Annotated in this window: 17 protein-coding genes; 2 read left to right on the top strand and 15 right to left on the bottom strand. The window is 52.2% G+C overall.

Annotation, left to right across the window (positions count from 1 at the left end):
• Nucleotides 1-17: 17 nt before the first annotated feature.
• The 7 genes from RTN40_RS04505 to RTN40_RS04475 all read right to left on the bottom strand — a co-directional run bounded on the left by RTN40_RS04505 (nucleotide 18) and on the right by RTN40_RS04475 (nucleotide 7,643).
• Entirely contained in the window at nucleotides 18-1,058 is a 1,041-nt protein-coding gene (locus RTN40_RS04505; RefSeq protein ID WP_312227416.1) for an NAD(P)H-quinone oxidoreductase, read from the bottom strand.
• 69 nt (nucleotides 1,059-1,127) lie between these two features.
• Nucleotides 1,128-2,135, bottom strand: a complete 1,008-nt coding sequence (locus tag RTN40_RS04500; RefSeq protein WP_312227415.1) for a fimbrial protein — start codon at nucleotides 2,133-2,135, stop codon at nucleotides 1,128-1,130.
• An 11-nt stretch (nucleotides 2,136-2,146) separates the two neighbouring features.
• A complete protein-coding gene (locus RTN40_RS04495; RefSeq protein ID WP_312227414.1) occupies nucleotides 2,147-4,633 on the bottom strand; it encodes a fimbrial biogenesis outer membrane usher protein in 2,487 nt (828 codons plus the stop codon).
• 17 nt (nucleotides 4,634-4,650) lie between these two features.
• Nucleotides 4,651-5,328 carry a fimbria/pilus periplasmic chaperone gene (locus tag RTN40_RS04490; protein WP_312227413.1) on the bottom strand — a complete coding sequence of 226 codons (678 nt, stop codon included), beginning with the start codon at nucleotides 5,326-5,328 and terminating at the stop codon, nucleotides 4,651-4,653.
• A 50-nt stretch (nucleotides 5,329-5,378) separates the two neighbouring features.
• Nucleotides 5,379-5,927: a fimbrial protein YehD gene (gene yehD, locus RTN40_RS04485; protein WP_312227412.1), complete on the bottom strand. Its 549-nt coding sequence runs from the start codon at nucleotides 5,925-5,927 to the stop codon at nucleotides 5,379-5,381.
• Nucleotides 5,928-6,188: 261 nt separating this feature from the next.
• Nucleotides 6,189-6,410, bottom strand: a complete 222-nt coding sequence (locus tag RTN40_RS04480) for a hypothetical protein (RefSeq protein WP_312227411.1) — start codon at nucleotides 6,408-6,410, stop codon at nucleotides 6,189-6,191.
• A 123-nt stretch (nucleotides 6,411-6,533) separates the two neighbouring features.
• Nucleotides 6,534-7,643 carry an AI-2E family transporter gene (locus RTN40_RS04475; protein WP_312227410.1) on the bottom strand — a complete coding sequence of 370 codons (1,110 nt, stop codon included), beginning with the start codon at nucleotides 7,641-7,643 and terminating at the stop codon, nucleotides 6,534-6,536.
• 178 nt (nucleotides 7,644-7,821) lie between these two features.
• Between RTN40_RS04475 and RTN40_RS04470 the strand changes: the two genes are divergently transcribed.
• The gene (locus RTN40_RS04470; protein WP_312227409.1) at nucleotides 7,822-8,337 is read left to right on the top strand and encodes a cupin domain-containing protein; all 516 of its coding nucleotides are present in this window, start codon (nucleotides 7,822-7,824) and stop codon (nucleotides 8,335-8,337) included.
• A gap of 253 nt (nucleotides 8,338-8,590) precedes the next feature.
• Nucleotides 8,591-9,028 (top strand): hypothetical protein, encoded by a 438-nt coding sequence (locus tag RTN40_RS04465; protein WP_312227408.1) that lies wholly within the window; start codon nucleotides 8,591-8,593, stop codon nucleotides 9,026-9,028.
• Between the two features lie 47 nt (nucleotides 9,029-9,075).
• On the opposite strand, the gene RTN40_RS04460 is transcribed toward RTN40_RS04465, so the two are convergent.
• From RTN40_RS04460 to RTN40_RS04425, 8 genes are all read right to left on the bottom strand, one after another.
• Nucleotides 9,076-9,855 carry a GGDEF domain-containing protein gene (locus RTN40_RS04460; RefSeq protein ID WP_312227407.1) on the bottom strand — a complete coding sequence of 260 codons (780 nt, stop codon included), beginning with the start codon at nucleotides 9,853-9,855 and terminating at the stop codon, nucleotides 9,076-9,078.
• Nucleotides 9,849-10,265: a DUF1987 domain-containing protein gene (locus RTN40_RS04455; protein WP_312227406.1), complete on the bottom strand. Its 417-nt coding sequence runs from the start codon at nucleotides 10,263-10,265 to the stop codon at nucleotides 9,849-9,851. The genes RTN40_RS04460 and RTN40_RS04455 overlap by 7 nt, the downstream gene beginning before the upstream one ends.
• On the bottom strand, nucleotides 10,258-10,839 hold the full coding sequence (locus RTN40_RS04450) for a SiaB family protein kinase (RefSeq protein WP_312227405.1): 582 nt from the start codon (nucleotides 10,837-10,839) through the stop codon (nucleotides 10,258-10,260). The genes RTN40_RS04455 and RTN40_RS04450 overlap by 8 nt, the downstream gene beginning before the upstream one ends.
• An 8-nt stretch (nucleotides 10,840-10,847) precedes the next feature.
• The gene (locus RTN40_RS04445; protein WP_312227404.1) at nucleotides 10,848-12,056 is read right to left on the bottom strand and encodes a SpoIIE family protein phosphatase; all 1,209 of its coding nucleotides are present in this window, start codon (nucleotides 12,054-12,056) and stop codon (nucleotides 10,848-10,850) included.
• 280 nt (nucleotides 12,057-12,336) lie between these two features.
• Nucleotides 12,337-13,521 (bottom strand): anaerobic sulfatase maturase, encoded by a 1,185-nt coding sequence (locus RTN40_RS04440; protein WP_312227639.1) that lies wholly within the window; start codon nucleotides 13,519-13,521, stop codon nucleotides 12,337-12,339.
• Nucleotides 13,521-14,354 (bottom strand): proline/glycine betaine ABC transporter permease, encoded by an 834-nt coding sequence (locus tag RTN40_RS04435; protein ID WP_312227403.1) that lies wholly within the window; start codon nucleotides 14,352-14,354, stop codon nucleotides 13,521-13,523. The genes RTN40_RS04440 and RTN40_RS04435 overlap by 1 nt, the downstream gene beginning before the upstream one ends.
• Nucleotides 14,355-14,362: 8 nt before the next feature.
• On the bottom strand, nucleotides 14,363-15,196 hold the full coding sequence (locus RTN40_RS04430) for an ATP-binding cassette domain-containing protein (protein ID WP_312227402.1): 834 nt from the start codon (nucleotides 15,194-15,196) through the stop codon (nucleotides 14,363-14,365).
• 99 nt (nucleotides 15,197-15,295) lie between these two features.
• Nucleotides 15,296-16,228: a LysR substrate-binding domain-containing protein gene (locus tag RTN40_RS04425; protein WP_312227401.1), complete on the bottom strand. Its 933-nt coding sequence runs from the start codon at nucleotides 16,226-16,228 to the stop codon at nucleotides 15,296-15,298.
• Between the last annotated feature and the right edge of the window lie 107 nt (nucleotides 16,229-16,335).

Raw genomic sequence — 16,335 nt, 5'->3', positions numbered from 1 at the left:
TGTAATATTACGGCAGATTATATACGGTCCGTCGCTTCATCCTCATCTGCAATCAACACAACTTTGCCAATATGCGTTCCCTCATCCAGCAGCCGGTGAGCATTAGCCGCCTCCGCTAATGGGAAGGTTTTGTAGATCTGTGGCTTAATCTCTCCGGCCTCAATCAGCGGCCAGACGTGATCGTTAAGCGCCTCAATCAGCTCCGCCTTCGCGGCAGGCGAGCGCGAGCGCAGAGTGGAGCCAATATGCATCAGCTGCTTAGTTAGCATCGGAAACAGGTTTAACTCTTTGGCAGGACCTGCGAGCACGCTAATCTGCACGATGCGTCCGTGCATCGCCGCCGCCTCGTAGTTACGTGCGACGTAGTCACCTGCGATGATGTCGAGGATAATATCTGCACCGTGGCCGTCGGTGACCTGTTTGGTGACCTCGACAAAATCTTCCTCTTTATAGAGTACAGCAACGTCTGCGCCAAGCTTCAGGCTGGCCTGACGGTGCTCGTCGGAACCCACGGTCGTGATAATCTTAGCTGCGCCAAAGGCCTTGGCCAGCATGGTCGCAGTGGTGCCGATACCTGACGCGCCGCCGTGGATCAAAATAATGTCGCCCGCTTTGAACTGGCCGCGCTGGAACATATTGAGCCAGACCGTCATAAAGGTTTCCGGCAGCGCAGCCGCTTCAATAAAGTTCAGTCCGGGCGGCAGCGGCAGGGTGTTACTCTCATGAGCGGTGCAATACTCGGCATAGCCGCCACCGGTAATCAGGGCCGCCACGCGATCTCCCGGCACAAAACTCTGCACCTCAGCGCCAACGGCAACCACTACGCCTGATACCTCCAGGCCCGGGATATCAGATGCGCCCGGCGGCGGTGCGTACTTCCCCTTGCGCTGCAACACGTCCGGGCCGTTAACCCCAGCGGCGACGATGCGGATCAGCACCTCGTCCTTTTTTGGTTGGGGAATCGGGCGCGTCGTTGTCTGCAACACCTCCGGCCCGCCGGGCTGGGTAATGTCGATAGCAGTCATGGTGTCAGGGATAGTATGGGTTTGGTCAGACATCGTTTTCTCCTGTGGTCTTTAACCTCATTATGGTTCAAGAACCACAGGTGAGTTTGTTATCGCTTGCTCTTAATCGTAATCCACCACGACTTTGACCTTGCTCTGGACTCTGCCAGCAAACACTTTATTACCATAGCGTGCATAGCGAAGTTGTATGTCAAGTGGATAAGTTGAGTTATTTTGTAACGTGCTCCCTCTGCTTGCAAGAGCAAATTTCTCGCTGATGGGGAAGTTAATGGGCTTGCCGTTTTTTATTAGTTGGAATCCTACCTCTCCTGCGCCTCCCTGCTGCGTTTCTAAATCGTTCTTCAAAATCGTGCTTTGAGCCATATTAATGGATTCAAAGTGATAATGAATATTGCTGGTCGCGACGCCGGTAATGCTGCTGCATCGTAACTGCGGCTGTTCACCTTTCGGAGCAGCAGAGCCGTTGCTGTCTATTTCGTGGTAGCTAATATCCTGCGCTGAAATATCCTGATCTTTAAACGTGCAGGTAGTAGGGGTGAACTTCACGGAAAAAGGGATTTCATAGATATATTTATGATCTTTATTCGGGTTTTTGTTATTACATAAATTATCAATGCAAGGTGTGGGTTTAATAATTAATTTATTTGCAAGCACTACAGGCTCGCCAACATCTATAGTCGCTAAGGTGCTACCGGTATGATTAACTCTGATGCTATATTTTAATTTGTAGCTCAGTTTGTCATTCAAAGCCGAAGCAGAGTAATTGTTAACGAGGGACCATGAACCCTCTGTAAGGCTGCCTGTTGTTGTTTTTACAGCTTCTAATGATATAGCGAGAACCAAATTATGTGCATTATTTTTGATGGAGTAATAATATTCATTTTTGCCTTCTGACGTTGATAGGTTAAATTCATTGGAGATAACGTAACACATGAAATCAGGCATTCCGCTAAGATCGAGAGGGTTTACAATATCTCGATCGGCTACATCAAGATTAATGACAATAGGGGCGATTTTTTTTGTTGGTGTTGTATTGCTACCTGAAATATAGCAATACGCCTGCGCCTGAAAAACCGCAAAAACCGTAATAAGTGCCAGTAAAATACGCATAGTCATCCCTTCTAGCGGCAAGTATAAACTTTGCTTTCGTCGATTGTTTTACCGAATGTGATGGTACAGAAAAGGTTCTGCTGCTTATCCGTCGCCACATGAACAGCTTGCGGCACGCTATCGGTACGAATAAATAGCTGGCTACCCTGAGCAACCACGCCTATGTTCTGGCCCGCCTCGTCTTCTACTTCATAGCCAAAGGTCAACGGTGAACCGTCTGGGCGTCTGGCTGTGAAAAGATGCGGCTTACGACTGTCGGTATCAAATTTAGCCAGCACGACCGCGCCACGATAGGGCACAACACCTTTACGGTTGCCGTTTAACGCGACGTCGCTTTCGGTGTTGGAGGTATCCAGCAGCAGCGTATTTTCACGGTAAGGGGTTAAGCTGCTATAGATCGCTTTACCCTGCTTACTGGTGGTGTTGTAGCTGTTTCCCTGCACGCTGGCCCCTGCCAGCCCTGGCGCATCAATAATGGCAAAGGTCTCGGTAAGGGAATGGGTAAAATTAACGCCGCCGCCCCAGGCAACTACGCCGCCCTGAATGCTGCCGCTGGCCTGGTTATAGCGGTTAGACTGACTATAACTGCCGTCCAGGGTGGCAAAGGGAGCATGCCAGGCGAGGTTCGCACCCGCCGCGGTTTCATGATCTTGTCGCTGGTGGCTCAGGTTCACGCCATAGTTAAATTGATCCCTGTCGCCCGCGATGCCGTTAATATTGGTGTTATTTGACTGGTAGCCATCATTATCAAAGGTGGTGCTGTTAGAGACGTACAGGTCACGCCGTGGCGTGGTGATATCATCACCCCACGAGAAAGGAATTGAGAAGTAGATGTTAAACCGTTTATCCTCCCGATCATCCTCATCGTAGGACTGGCTGGCGGAGAGGGTATAGGTAACTCGTGACCAGTTATTCGAGTAGCTTAGCTGGACGTCGTTACGGGTTCCTCCCCGCTGCCAGTAGTCGCGCCAAAGAGCGCTGCCGGAGAGCGACCCCCAACCCGCAGGCAGCGCCTGGTTAACCGCCAGCGAGAAGCTGTTTTTACGGCCAAAATCATTTTGGTAGTAGTCAGCAATGTCATAAACGTCGTCGTCGTCGCGATGGTAGCTATTTTTATTGTTTGCCCAGACGTGATCGTTAAAGGTGCGGTAGTTCTTTGAGGAGTAGCGCCATGCCGCCATCGATAGCTGTGTCCCGGTGGGCGTCAAATATTTACTCCAGGCAATCTGGTAGCTCTGACCGTCATAGGTTGCGCCATCATCCTGGCTGCTGTGGGAGCGGGTAACGTCCAGGGAGAAAGCACCAAGGCGGGTATTCCAGCCGCTACCGAGCAGAAAGGCATTGTAATCGTTCGACAGCATCGTGCCGGTGTAGAGCGTCATTAAATTATTGACGCCATACTGCCAGCTTCCCTGCATAAAGTCCGCCTGATCGCTGGCACCTTCAATATGGCTACGTCCGGCGGCAACGTCATATTTTACTACGCCGGGCTGCAGCATTTTGGGCACGCTGGAGAAGGGCACCAGATAGTGTGTCGTGCTACCATCCGCCTCTTTCACGGTCACGTCCAGGTCGGCTCCGCCGCCCGCCAGCTGTAAATCATCAATAGCAAACGGGCCGGGGGGAACTTCGCTCTGGTAGACCACAAAGCCGTTCTGCTCGACGGTCACCAGGGCGTTACTCTGGGCTATCCCCCTTACGACCGGCGTGAAATTCTGCTTTGAGTTGGGCAGCATCTGCATATCACGCCAGAGCCTGACGCCGTTGAAACGCACCGAGTCAAACAGCTCGCCGTCGGTATACATATCCCCGGCGCGGGCAGTGCTCAGAATTTCAGGAATGCCGCGCTCCAGATAGAGGGTATTGCTCTTCCACTTGCCCTGGTCGTCGTCGCCTTTGGTGTAGTTAGCGCTGGAGTGAAGCTGGAAACCCAACAGATTAAGACCACTGTTGAAATTCACATAGCTGTTCTTGCTCGTGCCGTTCTGTTTGTAATCGCTATAGTACTGGCTGGCATAGTAGGAGGTGTAGAAGGCGTTAATCCCCCGGTCCCAGGTTTCCGGCGGCATATAGCCACGCTCGTGTGTGGTTACCCAGGCCTGGGGGACGGTGAGCCTGAGCGCAAGCTGGCTCATGTCATAGTTAACGCTACCACCCTGGACAGCATCGTTTAGCGTCAGGCACTGTTCCATCGATGCATCTTTAAATGCGTCGGTTTTAATACCTATCTGCTGTAGCTGGGAAATAGGCAAGCAGGTTTTATCCGCATCGTTCGCCACCACTATGCTATAGCGTCCACGCCACTCATCATTAAGATAAATATCCAAATCGTACGCACCGGGCAGGGGAGCATCGCCATCTAGTTGTAGGTTAGATGCCCCGGTCCCTTTTAATCCACCGTGTAAAAAATGGGTGTCAAAAGTTTCAGCCCGGGCAGAAACAATGTGCAAAAGCAAAGAGGAGACTATCCCTAAAGTAATTAGGTTAAGTTTATACATAGTTGCTTCCTTGACTATTAATTACTTTTGATGCTTTCGCGCAGATAATTTCCGTAATCGTCGATAAGCGTGACGGCGTAAGTGTTGGCAGCGGGTGCGCCGGAAAGAGTCAGGTTTGTACGCGGTGCCAGTAGCAGTGTCTCTTTATTAATTTTTGTCCCGTTGTTGATCTCCGGGATTGTTAGCCAGTTAGGCGAGCTATTTTCAATAACAATGCCGGTGCTGGCTCTCTTAATATGCAGTTGATTAAAACTCTCTTTATTAACAGCATGCAGTCCAGTCGGGCGATAGATAAGCTTTATTCTGTTCTGCAGAGCAAACCTTATTTTATTGCTTTCAGTATTATTTGCACCGTTCGGCGGAATATCCAGAACGTTAAGGTAATAGATTGACTCTCGATCCTGAGGCAGGCTTGCCTTAGTCAATTTAATTTTCAACTGCTGACCAGTATTGCCTTTTACTTTAACAACCGGCGGTGTCACCAGAAAAGGCACCTGCAGTTTTTCCGGCGGTGTTTGGGTATCGCCATCGTCAATCCAGGCCTGCACCAGCGCACTGCGATCGCCCTGGTTCATGAGCTGAACGGTAACCTCTTTCTTCGCCGCCGGATAGATAACGCGTGTGCCGTAGATGTAAACGCCGCCCCAGGCAGGCAGCGCCGCAACGGCTAACAGGGCCGCAAAAATCCTTTTCATTATCTTCTCTCCGCAAGAGAAATCCGGCAGCGGACTGCCGGAAAATAACCTTAGTCTGCGATAACCATGATGGTAACGGTAGAATCTACGTCGCCTGCTTTTACAGCTTGATCCGACAGCCTGGCGTACTGTGCAGAGATATCAAACGTATATTTACCTTCTGCATTTGGACTACTGGCGATAGCGGTATTACCGTCAGTGTTGACACGATTGTTATTAATAAAAAGGGCATAGCCAACGCCCTCTGCATCACCTGAGGTATTATTGGTGACGCTATTCTCACCGTGAATACCAAACTGCTCGCTGACAAATTTGATCTTTGGAACTGTAGTCGTGTTATCGCAGACTACTTTAAAAGGCGTGCTTGTTTTATTGGTATAACCAGTATATGCGGTACCCGGGGATAAATCTTGTAGTGAGTTTGTACCAATCTGCTGCATATCAATATGAGCCGTTTGTCCGCCGGATTCAAAATGGCAGGTTGTGCCTTTTATTACGCCGTGGATTGTTAAGGTGCCTGCGTCAACCTCCGCAGCAAAAACAGCAGGCGAAGCAAAAGACACAGCTAAAACAGCAGCAGCGATAAGTGATTTTTTCATTTCATTCCCCTGGAAATTTAATATTAAATAAAAATGGATCTCTTTTGTTGATCTTACAATTGCACACGGACCGGCGTGCAGCAATAAAAACGACGTATTTTATTGATGCAAAGCAATTTATAGCACTTATTATATTTGATGTGATTATATTATCACTTAGTCATTCATTCATTTAATAAATAACAGAAATTAACTGATGAATATATTAAACGGGCTGGCTGGCTCCAGCCCGGCAGGAAAAGATGGCGGGCTAATGCAGGGTTAATCCCAGGCCGTGATGATCACTTTTCGGCTCTCATCGCCGGGCAGGGCCACAGTTTGGGTTGAAACACCATGCTGTATAACGCGCTGGCCGTCTGACGTAACGGTAAAGCCTGACTCGACAACTCGGCCAGAGATTGAGAGCGTAGCGGTATCCGCGGCTTGTGCGGTAAGTGCACAGGTCAAAAGTGCAGAGGCAACCAGAGTAAGAGCTATTTTCATAAATGTGGAACCACATCAAAAGGAAGGGAAATTTAAGATAGGGTGATTTTTGTGCAGCGTCAACAAATAGCCATAACAGGAACACATTTATTACGGCCAGGCACTGCCTGGCCGCAGTGAGCATTAAGATTCAGGCGGCAGCCGCCCCTCTTCAATAAACTCGTCGTCAAGTTCGTCGGCGTTGCCCTGGTGATCTTTTCCCGAGAGCAGGTTCCAGCAGGCAAGGAACAGGGCGGCGATCAGCGGCCCGATCACGAAGCCGTTAATGCCGTAAATTTCCAGACCGCCGAGGGTAGAGATAAGCACCAGATAGTCGGGCATTTTGGTATCTTTACCGACCAGCACCGGGCGCAGCAGGTTATCGACCAGGCCTACTACAATGACAAAGAAACCAACAATGAAAAAGCCCTGCCACATCTGGCTGGTGGCAAAAAGGAAGATCGCCGCAGGCACCCAGATGATGGCCGAACCCACCGCCGGGATCAGCGACAGGAAGGCCATCAATGCGCCCCACAGCACGCTGCCGTCAATGCCTACAATGTAGAAGCCAATCCCGCCTAGCAGTCCCTGCAATGCGCCAATCACCACCGTGCCTTTTACGGTTGCACGGGAAACGCCGGCAAACTTAGCGAACAGGTGATGCTTGACATAGCGTGACAGAGGCAGCGACTCCAGCGCCTGATTCACAATGTACGGCCCGTCTTTCAGCAGGAAAAAGAGCAGGTAGAGCATAACGCCAAAGCTAATGGTAAAGCTGAAGGTGCTCTTACTAATTAAAAACGCGCTACCGGCCAGATACTGTCCGCTCTTCAGTGCCACCTGCGACAGCTGCTGCTGGATCTGGGTGGCATTATTCAAATCATGATCGGCCAGAAACTGCTGCGCCCAGCCAGGCAGATGCGCTACTAGATCGGCAACCACCACCGGGAACTGGGTATTGTTGTCCTGGAGCTTGCTGTAAACCGTATTCGCTTCAAAGGCCAGAGACGAGAGAATGATCGCCAGCGGCGTAAAGACGATAAGGCAGATAATCAGTACCGTCAGCAGGGAAGCGATACCGTTGCGCCCGGCGATCCTGTCCCGTAAACGGTTTTTGAGCGGATGGAATATCACTGCCAGTATCGCTGCCCATAAAATAGCCGAGTAGTAGGGCGTTAAAATGTCAAAGAACGCCAGCGTAACGACCAGCAGTATCAGGATGAAAAAGCCTTTCGTTAATCCCTTAAATCTCATATTTACCTCTCCGGTATGTGATGCACTTCTCGAAATATAGAAGGTACTCACCAGATTACCATTTTCACTGCTGGAATGAGTCCGTTACGCCCGCTGCCAACAGCCAGCGCACCTTTCTGGCAGAGGAGAGGAGAAATGTCTACGCTAAAATGACTACCTCTTTTCTGGAAGAGAGACTATGACGAACGCCATCGATTCCACCTCTTTTATACAGCTTGCCGCCAACGACTGGGTACCGAATAACCCGCAACTGCCCGTTATTCTCTACCGTCAGGTGTTTACTCCTGATAAGAGTGCGGTCAGCACGGCACAGCAACTGTTTGAAAAAAACGGCTGGCCTGCGCAGTGGGTAAATGGCGTTTATCCTTATCATCACTATCACAGCAATGCCCATGAAGTGCTGGCCTTTGCGGGTGGGGAAGCGTTGCTTATGCTCGGTGGCCCGGATGGGCAACAGGTAATGGTGCGCGCGGGGGACGTAGTGTTACTGCCTGCGGGGACGGGCCACTGCAATATTCGCAGCAGTGAAGATTTTACCGTAGTGGGAGCTTATCCGCCTGAACAGCAGTTTGATCTCTGTCGCGGGGCACCTACACGTGAGATGCTGGAGGCAATTGCCAATGCGCCTTTTCCCCACAGCGATCCGGTATTTGGAGAGGATGGGCCGCTTATTGAACGCTGGGTAAACATTTAAGCACCGCTAACATAATAGTAAATGCATATTTTACGCTTTAAAAAATGTTCTTCCGTAAGGTTATAGTTTTAGTAAATAAGGCCGCGCTAGTTGTCCTTGAGATTAATAAATAGCGCTTTACAAGTGTAAATCTGTGTAATTATCACGCGGTTAAAGTCGATATAATCTGAAAATAATGTTCTTTGCCGTCGGATACGCTATAAAAGAAAGACATATAAGTTTTCATAACAAAGCATGATAGCCAGAGGCATGTATGCAGATAATTTATTTCAAAGTGGAATGCTTATTCCCTGAGCTTTTACCAACTTCAACAGTTACTCTTAAAGAGGTAGTCTTAACAAGAGAGAGTGAAGTTATATCAACTTTTTCTAACTTAAAAATTAATAAGTTACCCTTTTACAGCTTCCATTTAGTCCCGGTTGGGTTCAGAAAAATTGAACATCATATTAAGGGCGAGCCAGGTAAGCATTTACAGTTTTCCTCGGGCTATCTGCCATCCGGGGAGTTCCAGGTTGAAACGCCCGCTGGCGAGAAAGTGCTTGGCTATGATGCGCTTACCGCGCTGTGGCGGCTGGTTGAAGAGAGCGGTGATGAGCGCTACCTCACTACCAATGAGTTTATCTCACGCGATTTTTCGATTATTCGACCGCTAAAATTAGTTTATCGCAACCGCCGGGATATTATTTGCTGAGCGAAACGCACTCTATTTTTAAAATATAATATATTTTGCCTGCGGGGTTATCCCGCGCGCAGGCTTTCAATTAATGGCGAATCGGCGGTCAGGTTAAGTGACGGACGAAATAGTGACTCATGTAAAGCAACTTGATTACGGCCACGTTTTTTCGCTGTATACAGCGCGACGTCGGCCGCACTATATAGTGCTTCAAAATCGCTGTGTCGTACGCCAAGGCTAACGCCAAAGCTGGCCGTCACATACTGCTGGGGTAAACAGTCTAACGGCGAGGCATTAAGCGACGCATGAATATAGCGTGCAATTATTATTGCCTCTTCCAGTCGGGCGTTTGGCAACAGAATAGTAAACTCTTCGCCCCCCACGCGACCAATAGATGCCTGCGAAGGTAGGGCGTGGCGTATGCGTGAGACCAGAGAGCAGATGACTTTATCACCCATCGGGTGACCGTACTCATCGTTGATGCGTTTGAAGTGATCGATGTCCAGTAGGATCAGCGCCACGTTCCCCTGGGTCAGAGAGCGGTTAATATGATTAATGATCGCGCTGCGGTTATAAACGGCAGTGAGCGGATCGTGGGTCGCTTCGTACTCAAGGCGGGCCGCCAGCTTCTGTAGCTCATCATTCATGCGCGTTAATTCGCGTTCGGCGCGATCGCTGCGTGAGATCAGACGGTAAGACTGGCGAATGAGCCGCTGGTAATGTTTCGCCACCGTCCATAGCTTTTCCCGGCACTCTTCGGCAGGGAGCCGCGCATCGGCGGCGGCTACCCGGGCGTCTTCCAGGACAGCATACTCCTCCTGAAATAGCTCGTTAATATCTAGCATGCGTTAAGGTCCGGAGTTAAAAAGACGGCAAGGGCCGGAAAATCGAGGCTGACCTCCTGGCCAAACTCTTCTGAAATATCGTCATCTGCATCGTAATACCAGTGTAGCTCGCAGGCTTTGCCCCTTTTCGCGAAGCCGTTGAGTGACTCGAAAAACTCAAAAAGCAGCTTGGTGCTGGAGCTATTGAAATAGCTCAGCGCCACATGCAGCTGCAGCGGGGCTGCACCTGCAGGCATCTCCTGTAGCCAGCTCTCTGTGGCCTGCAGCAGCGGACGGAAGAAGGCAGCAGCGTTCTCCGGGTAGGCCTCACCTTTCAGCACCAGATGATGCGCCGCAAAATCAAAGTTCACTTCCGGTGTGGCAGAGGTCGCTGCGAGCACAATCGCGGTGGGCAGTGTGGTATCAGTCATGGCAGAAGGTGGCCTTAAGGTGGAATGCGGACAGCGAGCTGGCCGCCAGAGGATGAATGCGGTACTCCAGCGGTTCGCTGGTATCTCGCGCCATAGTCAACAGCCCGATGTTGGCCCCTTTACTGGTCGCGGGCGCTTCGCTACGTAAATTCTGTTTCCAGGCCTGCTTGATCTCGTCTTGAGTCATGGTGCGCAGCACGTCGAGGTTGTTACGCAATAATGAGGATGCTTCGCAGCCCACCAGGTTAGCGGTTTCAAGATAGTAGTTATCATGATCGGTATGCAGACAGAGCGAGCCGAAGCGCAGCTCCTCTTTGTCCGTGCCGATATAGCGCTCGTCGCTGGAGTAGCGCACTATGTTCTGGCCCATCTCAATAAAAACGGAGAAGAGCCGACGGCGCAGCGGTAGGGAAGATTCATGCTTATCGAGCCATGCCCGAACCACGTCACCCATCGCTACGATATGCTGCTGCGAAAAATAGCCAGTATAAAACAGCTCTACCGCGCTCTGTCTCTGTAGCGTAATCAATGGCAGCAGCACCGCCTCTTTGACCTGCAGGTCACTTAATTTCATGTTGTTTCTCACCAGCGAAAACCAAACCACGTCATGTCATCACGGGACGCTTCCTTACCCTGCCAGGCCTGAAGGCCCTCCAGCAGCGCGCCGGAGAGGGCGCTCATCGGCAGGGTACGGTTCTGTAATAACAGGGATTGAATACGTTTTTTACCAAACATAATGCCGCGCTCGCCGCCAATCTGATCCGTCACGCCGTCCGTAACAATCATCACCTGGTCACCAGAGCGCAACGGGCGCTGATGGCGATGCCACTGCTGATCCGCGGGCGTATCGGTATAGCCAAGGCCTTTTCTGTCGGACTCCAGCATGCTTACTTCGTTATCCTCCGCGCCCAGCATAAAAGCGTGCATCCGGGCGCTGGCCCAGATAAGCCGCTCGTTAGCTTTGTCGGCATACAGGGCGATGGCATCGCAACCATCATTAGACTGGTTAAGGTCGGCGCTGGGATGGAGCTGGCTCAGGGTCTGCTTAATGTGGCGATTAACAATGGCCAGCAGACGATCCGGCTCGTGCGCCGGGGCCTGGGAGAGCGCTTTCTCCAGCGCTGAGGCGAAGATAAAGGTCATAAACGCGCCGGGAACGCCGTGGCCGGTGCAGTCAGCGATCACCGCCAGCCAGCCATGATCATCGCGTTGAAAAGCGTAGATGTCACCGCCCACGCAGTCCCGTGGCTGCCAGTAGAGACACCACTCCTTCAGACTCTCCTCAATACCCTGCCGCGAACGGCTCAGCATCGACTCCTGGATCACCCGCGCATACTCAATACTCTGCATGATCTGAAAATGCTGCTTGGCCTGTAGGTCAGAGACTGTCTTAATCAGGTCGATGCCTAACCCAATTCCCAGGTACTGCCCCTCATCGGTCAGGATAAAACCTTCGGTCACTGCCTTGTCGCCGGTTTCGATTACCCGCTCGGCGAGATACTCCAGCCCGGCGCTGGCTTCGACGATCAACGGCGTCTTATCCATAAAGGCGATGCAGCTTTTTTGATCGTAAAGTTCGTGAAAAAAGGGGCGGCTCATTTGGGAGAGAAAAATGTGACGGTTAATCATGCCGAGCGGGCGGCTGTTTTCCAGCACCGGCAGGCCGATCAGCGTCTTGTGCTCACTAAAGAGGGCCATTACCTGCTGATTGTTGGAGTCGGGAGTCACATGCGGTACAGCGATGCGTAACATGCCTGCGTTTAACTGGCGCGAGGAGAGAGGTATTTCCATAAGAACCGGCGTTTTCTCAGCAAGTAAGATTTATCCTAGGATAGGTTCGTAATATGACGCTTTTATTTCAATCACTTGCCGGAAGTAACAACGCTATTTTATCGAGCCTAAAGGCAAACTGTAGCCATATCTAACGCCTGTTTGCAGGCAAAAAAAAGCCCGCGCAGGGCGGGCAGTAAATACTGGAAGCAATGTGAGCAATGTCGTACTGAATACCTGAGATATTTACTCAACTATTCAGTGATGAGAAAGATAATCTTTATCATCTTAACTTGCAACCCTATCTTATATGGGGTCGATTAAGGGCAATTTGACTGGCCATCCACGCCATCTGAGGCGCAATGTGATCGAAGAAAACGTAGTATCCCTGGCACAGATAATTTTGCCAATGATTGCCGTCGCGCAGCAGGCGGTGCTTCGGGCAACCTCCCTGGCAGGCAAAGCGATACTGACACCGTTGACAGGTGGCAGAGCGGGGAACCTTAGTTGAACTAAAGCTCCGCTGCCGTTTGCTCTCGGCCAGCCGGGAAGGGGCGTCGCGGAGAATATTCCCCAGCCGGTGCGCCGGGGTGACAAAATGGTCGCAGCTATAGACGTCACCGTTCTGCTCTACTACCAGCGATGCGCCGCAACTGGCGCGCATCACGCACAGGCCTGGCGTTTCACCTGCCCAGGCGGCAAGGGTGTTATCAAAAAGCTGAACAAATACCCGGCCGACATCGTGACGCAGCCACTCATTAAAGATAGCTATGTTAAATTCACCCCAGGCTCTGGCGCTGACCGACCAGTTAGTTACAACATGCTGATGCTCAAGAGCAATGGTCTCGCCAAAACGCTCCGCACTCTGATCATGCGGCGAAGCAGGCTCGACCACGGGAATAAACTGCAGAAACTTGCCGCCCAGCTCGCGGGTCAAAAAATGGTAGATTGCCAGCGGATGCTCCGCCGATCGGCTATTTACCGTTGCCAGCAGATTAAACTCCACGCCGTGGCGCTTCAGGGCCTCAAGGCCATCAATGACTTTCTGAAATACGCTGTGGCCACTGCGCGTCCTGCGCCCGGCATCAAAAACAGATTGCGGGCCATCCACCGACACGCCAACCAGGAAACGGTGCTCAGCCAGAAACCCAGCCCACGTATCGTTAAGCAGTATGCCGTTAGTTTGCAGAGAGTTGGTAATGCGCTTGCCCTGAGCAAACCGCTGCTGGAGAGCGACCGCGCGGCGAAAAAAGTCCAGTCCCGCCAGGGTTGGCTCGCCCCCTTGCCAGGTAAACGCGACTTCGTTGCCCGGCGTGTCGGCAATGTAACGCCGAACGTATTCGCTCAGAACGCGATCCGTCATCTGGAACGCGGGCTGCCGCTGGTGCAGAACACCGTCGCCTTTCTCCAGGTAGAAGCAGTATTCGCACGCCAGGTTGCAGTGAAAGCTGGCGGGCTTCGCCATCAGATTGAAGCCCTCTTTCATCATTCACGGTGCCGCTGGCGGGCAAAGCTGGCCGAGAGGCGATCCAGCAGGATAGCCATCAGCACGACGACCAGGCCGCTTTGTAGCCCCAGGCCAATTTCAAGCTGCTGAATGCTACTAAGTATGTCGTTACCGAGGCCGCCTGCGCCCACCATCGAAGCGATAATTACCATCGACATCGCCATCATAATGGTCTGGTTAACGCCAGCCATAATGGACGGCTGTGCCGCTGGCAGCTGCACTTTCCACAGCAGCTGCCACGGCGTACAGCCGAAGGCGATGCCAGCTTCAATACGCGCGCTGTTCACCTGGCGAATACCGAGATCGGTCAGGCGTACTACCGGCGGCATGGAGAAGAGGATAGTGGCGAAGATGCCCGGCGGGCGTCCCAGGCCAAACAGAATGGTGGCCGGGATCAGATAGACAAACGCCGGCATGGTCTGCATAAAGTCGAGCAGGGTACGCACCACGCTGCCAACCCGCGCCCGCCTTGCGCTCCAGATCCCAAGCGGGATACCGATCAGCAGGCTGAAAAAGGTAGAGGAGAGAGTAAGGGCCAGGGTTACGGCGGCGTGATCGCTGTAGCCGCTGTAGATAATATAGAGGGTAGCGAGCAGCGCAAACAGGGCGAAGCCTTTACCAATGCGCCACGCGCTCAGCCCCACGGCCAGGATCACCAGCCCCCACGGGTTCAACGCCCCGATTAGCTGCTCAAGGCCACCGGCAAAGGCATCTACCACCCGGGCAAACGCATCGAAAAATCCGCCCGCGTGGGCTAGCAAGGTGTGTACCGCGTCGTCGATCTGGCGGCTAAAGTCTAAGGGATAGCTCATGTAATTCCTTACTGCGTCCAGACATCGGCATAGGTTTCCGCCAGCTGCCAGCGCGAAACATCCACGCCGGAGAAGAAGTGACGTACGTAGGCGGTGGCCGGGGCGTTGATAAGCGCCTCCGGCTTGCCTACCTGTACCAGCTCGCCTTTCTCCATAATCGCAATGCGTGTGCCAAGGCGCAGCGCCTCCTCCATATCGTGAGTGACAAATACGATGGTGCGTCGGGACTCTGCCTGCAACGTTAGCAGCAGCGACTGCATCTCCCGGCGAATGATTGGATCCAGCGCAGAGAAGGCTTCATCCATTAGCAGCACGGTGGGGTTAACCACTAGCGCTCGGGCGAGGCCCACGCGCTGCTGCATCCCACCGGAGAGCTGATGAGGATAGCTGTCGGCAACATCACCCAGGCCAACCTTCTCTAACATGGCGCGCGCCTGTTGATGGCGAAGCGGACGGGCAACGCCTGCTACCTCCAGACCAAACGCCACGTTGTCCAGCACGCTGCGCTCTTCAAACAGGGCGAACGACTGGAAAACCATACCGATATGCTGGCGGCGCAGGGCGATCAGCTCTGCTGGCGGCAGGGCGGCCAGCGTTTGGCCCTGAAAAATCACCTCGCCGGAGCTGGCCGGAATAAGGTGATTCAGGGTACGCAGCAGAGTCGATTTGCCCGATCCGGAGAGACCGACAATGACAAAAATCTCACCGGCAAAAATCTCTAAATTAATATTGTTCAGCGCGTTAACGCTGGCCGTTTGCTGACGGCGGGAAAAAATGCGCTTGCCGCCGCCAGGATAATAGTTCTTATTAACCGCTTTGAGCTGGAATATAGGCTGTGACATAGTTTCATCTTAATATTTATAAGCTACTACACATTAACGTAATCGCCAGAGAGGCGAAAATCTATTTTGCTTTATTGGATATACATAATAAGCATTAGCTTAGATAATTTCTGGCAAAGCTTTTTCCGTCAAATGAAAACTCCATGCCTCATCTAATAACCAGGCTTTTACTTTTTCATGCTGGGCGGTGGTGGGTTTGCCGCTAGCAGAAATAAGATAATAGCCGCGCTCGGTACGCAGCTGCGGCCCGCACTGCACCAGCTGATTGGCCGCCAGGAACGGCGCGATAAGCGGTTGCCAGCCGAGGGCAATCCCCTGGCCCTCCAGTGCCGCCTGGATCACCAGCGAATAGGCATTAAAGGTACGCGAGGCAGCATGGCTCTGGCCGTAAACATGGTGCTGGCGGAACCACTCTTCCCACGTCATCCAGCGCTGAGGGCGGGTATCCGGCAGCTTAAGTAGCGGGAATGCCAGAAGGGATTCAGGCCGTTTATCCTGCTGAAGTTGCTGCATAATTTTCTGATTGCACACCGGAAAGACCGTTTCGGGAAAGAGCCGCTGGGTCTGGGTGCCCGCCCAGTTTCCGTGACCAAAATAGATGGCCAGATCGGCATTGCTGTCGCGAAAGCTGTAGTCATTTGGCGAAGTAGCGATCTGCACCTCTACGCCGGGAATAAGCTGCTGAAGCCGCTCCATGCGCGGCAGCAGCCAGTAGCTGGCGAAGCCCATATCGGTATCGATACGCAGCACGCTGCGCTGGTGGCGGGTGCGCTCCAGCTGCTCGCTGATCTCGTTCAGGCTATTACGCACAATCAGGTAGAGACTGTTGCCCGCCTCGGTGAGCTGTACGCCCCGGTGGCGGCGCTCAAAGAGGGACGCATTGACGACGTTTTCCAGCGCCTGAATACGCTGGCTCACTGCCGGCTGGGAAAGTCCCAGCTCGTGCCCGGCCGCGGTAAAATTACCCAAACGCGCCGCCGCTTCAAATACCACTAGCGCCTGGAGAGGCGGAAGCTGTAATTTCCCTGCCATTAGTCCACCTTATGTCACGATAATGAAATAACCCCTTCACAGGGATAAATAAGCGTGAGATAAACCTAACACGTTTTTCTTTTTTATTTTATTTTTGGACGCTTCAC

It is taken from the genome of Pseudescherichia sp. (genome assembly GCF_031987975.1).
GTDB lineage: Bacteria > Pseudomonadota > Gammaproteobacteria > Enterobacterales > Enterobacteriaceae > Pseudescherichia.
The sequence above is the reverse complement of the archived record's forward strand: the minus strand, read 5'-3'. Positions and strand labels throughout refer to the sequence as shown.

What these genes read in the sequence shown, in the direction of transcription:
- RTN40_RS04500 (WP_312227415.1), bottom strand. Translation starts at nt 2,135, where the DNA reads ATGCGTATTTTACTGGCACTTATTACGGTTTTTGCGGTTTTTCAGGCG.
- RTN40_RS04495 (WP_312227414.1), bottom strand. Translation starts at nt 4,633, where the DNA reads ATGTATAAACTTAACCTAATTACTTTAGGGATAGTCTCCTCTTTGCTT.
- RTN40_RS04470 (WP_312227409.1), top strand. Translation starts at nt 7,822, where the DNA reads ATGACGAACGCCATCGATTCCACCTCTTTTATACAGCTTGCCGCCAAC.
- RTN40_RS04465 (WP_312227408.1), top strand. Translation starts at nt 8,591, where the DNA reads ATGCAGATAATTTATTTCAAAGTGGAATGCTTATTCCCTGAGCTTTTA.
- RTN40_RS04505 (WP_312227416.1), bottom strand. Translation starts at nt 1,058, where the DNA reads ATGTCTGACCAAACCCATACTATCCCTGACACCATGACTGCTATCGAC.
- RTN40_RS04435 (WP_312227403.1), bottom strand. Translation starts at nt 14,354, where the DNA reads ATGAGCTATCCCTTAGACTTTAGCCGCCAGATCGACGACGCGGTACAC.
- RTN40_RS04490 (WP_312227413.1), bottom strand. Translation starts at nt 5,328, where the DNA reads ATGAAAAGGATTTTTGCGGCCCTGTTAGCCGTTGCGGCGCTGCCTGCC.
- RTN40_RS04425 (WP_312227401.1), bottom strand. Translation starts at nt 16,228, where the DNA reads ATGGCAGGGAAATTACAGCTTCCGCCTCTCCAGGCGCTAGTGGTATTT.
- RTN40_RS04460 (WP_312227407.1), bottom strand. Translation starts at nt 9,855, where the DNA reads ATGCTAGATATTAACGAGCTATTTCAGGAGGAGTATGCTGTCCTGGAA.
- RTN40_RS04455 (WP_312227406.1), bottom strand. Translation starts at nt 10,265, where the DNA reads ATGACTGATACCACACTGCCCACCGCGATTGTGCTCGCAGCGACCTCT.
- yehD (WP_312227412.1), bottom strand. Translation starts at nt 5,927, where the DNA reads ATGAAAAAATCACTTATCGCTGCTGCTGTTTTAGCTGTGTCTTTTGCT.
- RTN40_RS04480 (WP_312227411.1), bottom strand. Translation starts at nt 6,410, where the DNA reads ATGAAAATAGCTCTTACTCTGGTTGCCTCTGCACTTTTGACCTGTGCA.
- RTN40_RS04475 (WP_312227410.1), bottom strand. Translation starts at nt 7,643, where the DNA reads ATGAGATTTAAGGGATTAACGAAAGGCTTTTTCATCCTGATACTGCTG.
- RTN40_RS04440 (WP_312227639.1), bottom strand. Translation starts at nt 13,521, where the DNA reads ATGAAAGAGGGCTTCAATCTGATGGCGAAGCCCGCCAGCTTTCACTGC.
- RTN40_RS04430 (WP_312227402.1), bottom strand. Translation starts at nt 15,196, where the DNA reads ATGTCACAGCCTATATTCCAGCTCAAAGCGGTTAATAAGAACTATTAT.
- RTN40_RS04450 (WP_312227405.1), bottom strand. Translation starts at nt 10,839, where the DNA reads ATGAAATTAAGTGACCTGCAGGTCAAAGAGGCGGTGCTGCTGCCATTG.
- RTN40_RS04445 (WP_312227404.1), bottom strand. Translation starts at nt 12,056, where the DNA reads ATGGAAATACCTCTCTCCTCGCGCCAGTTAAACGCAGGCATGTTACGC.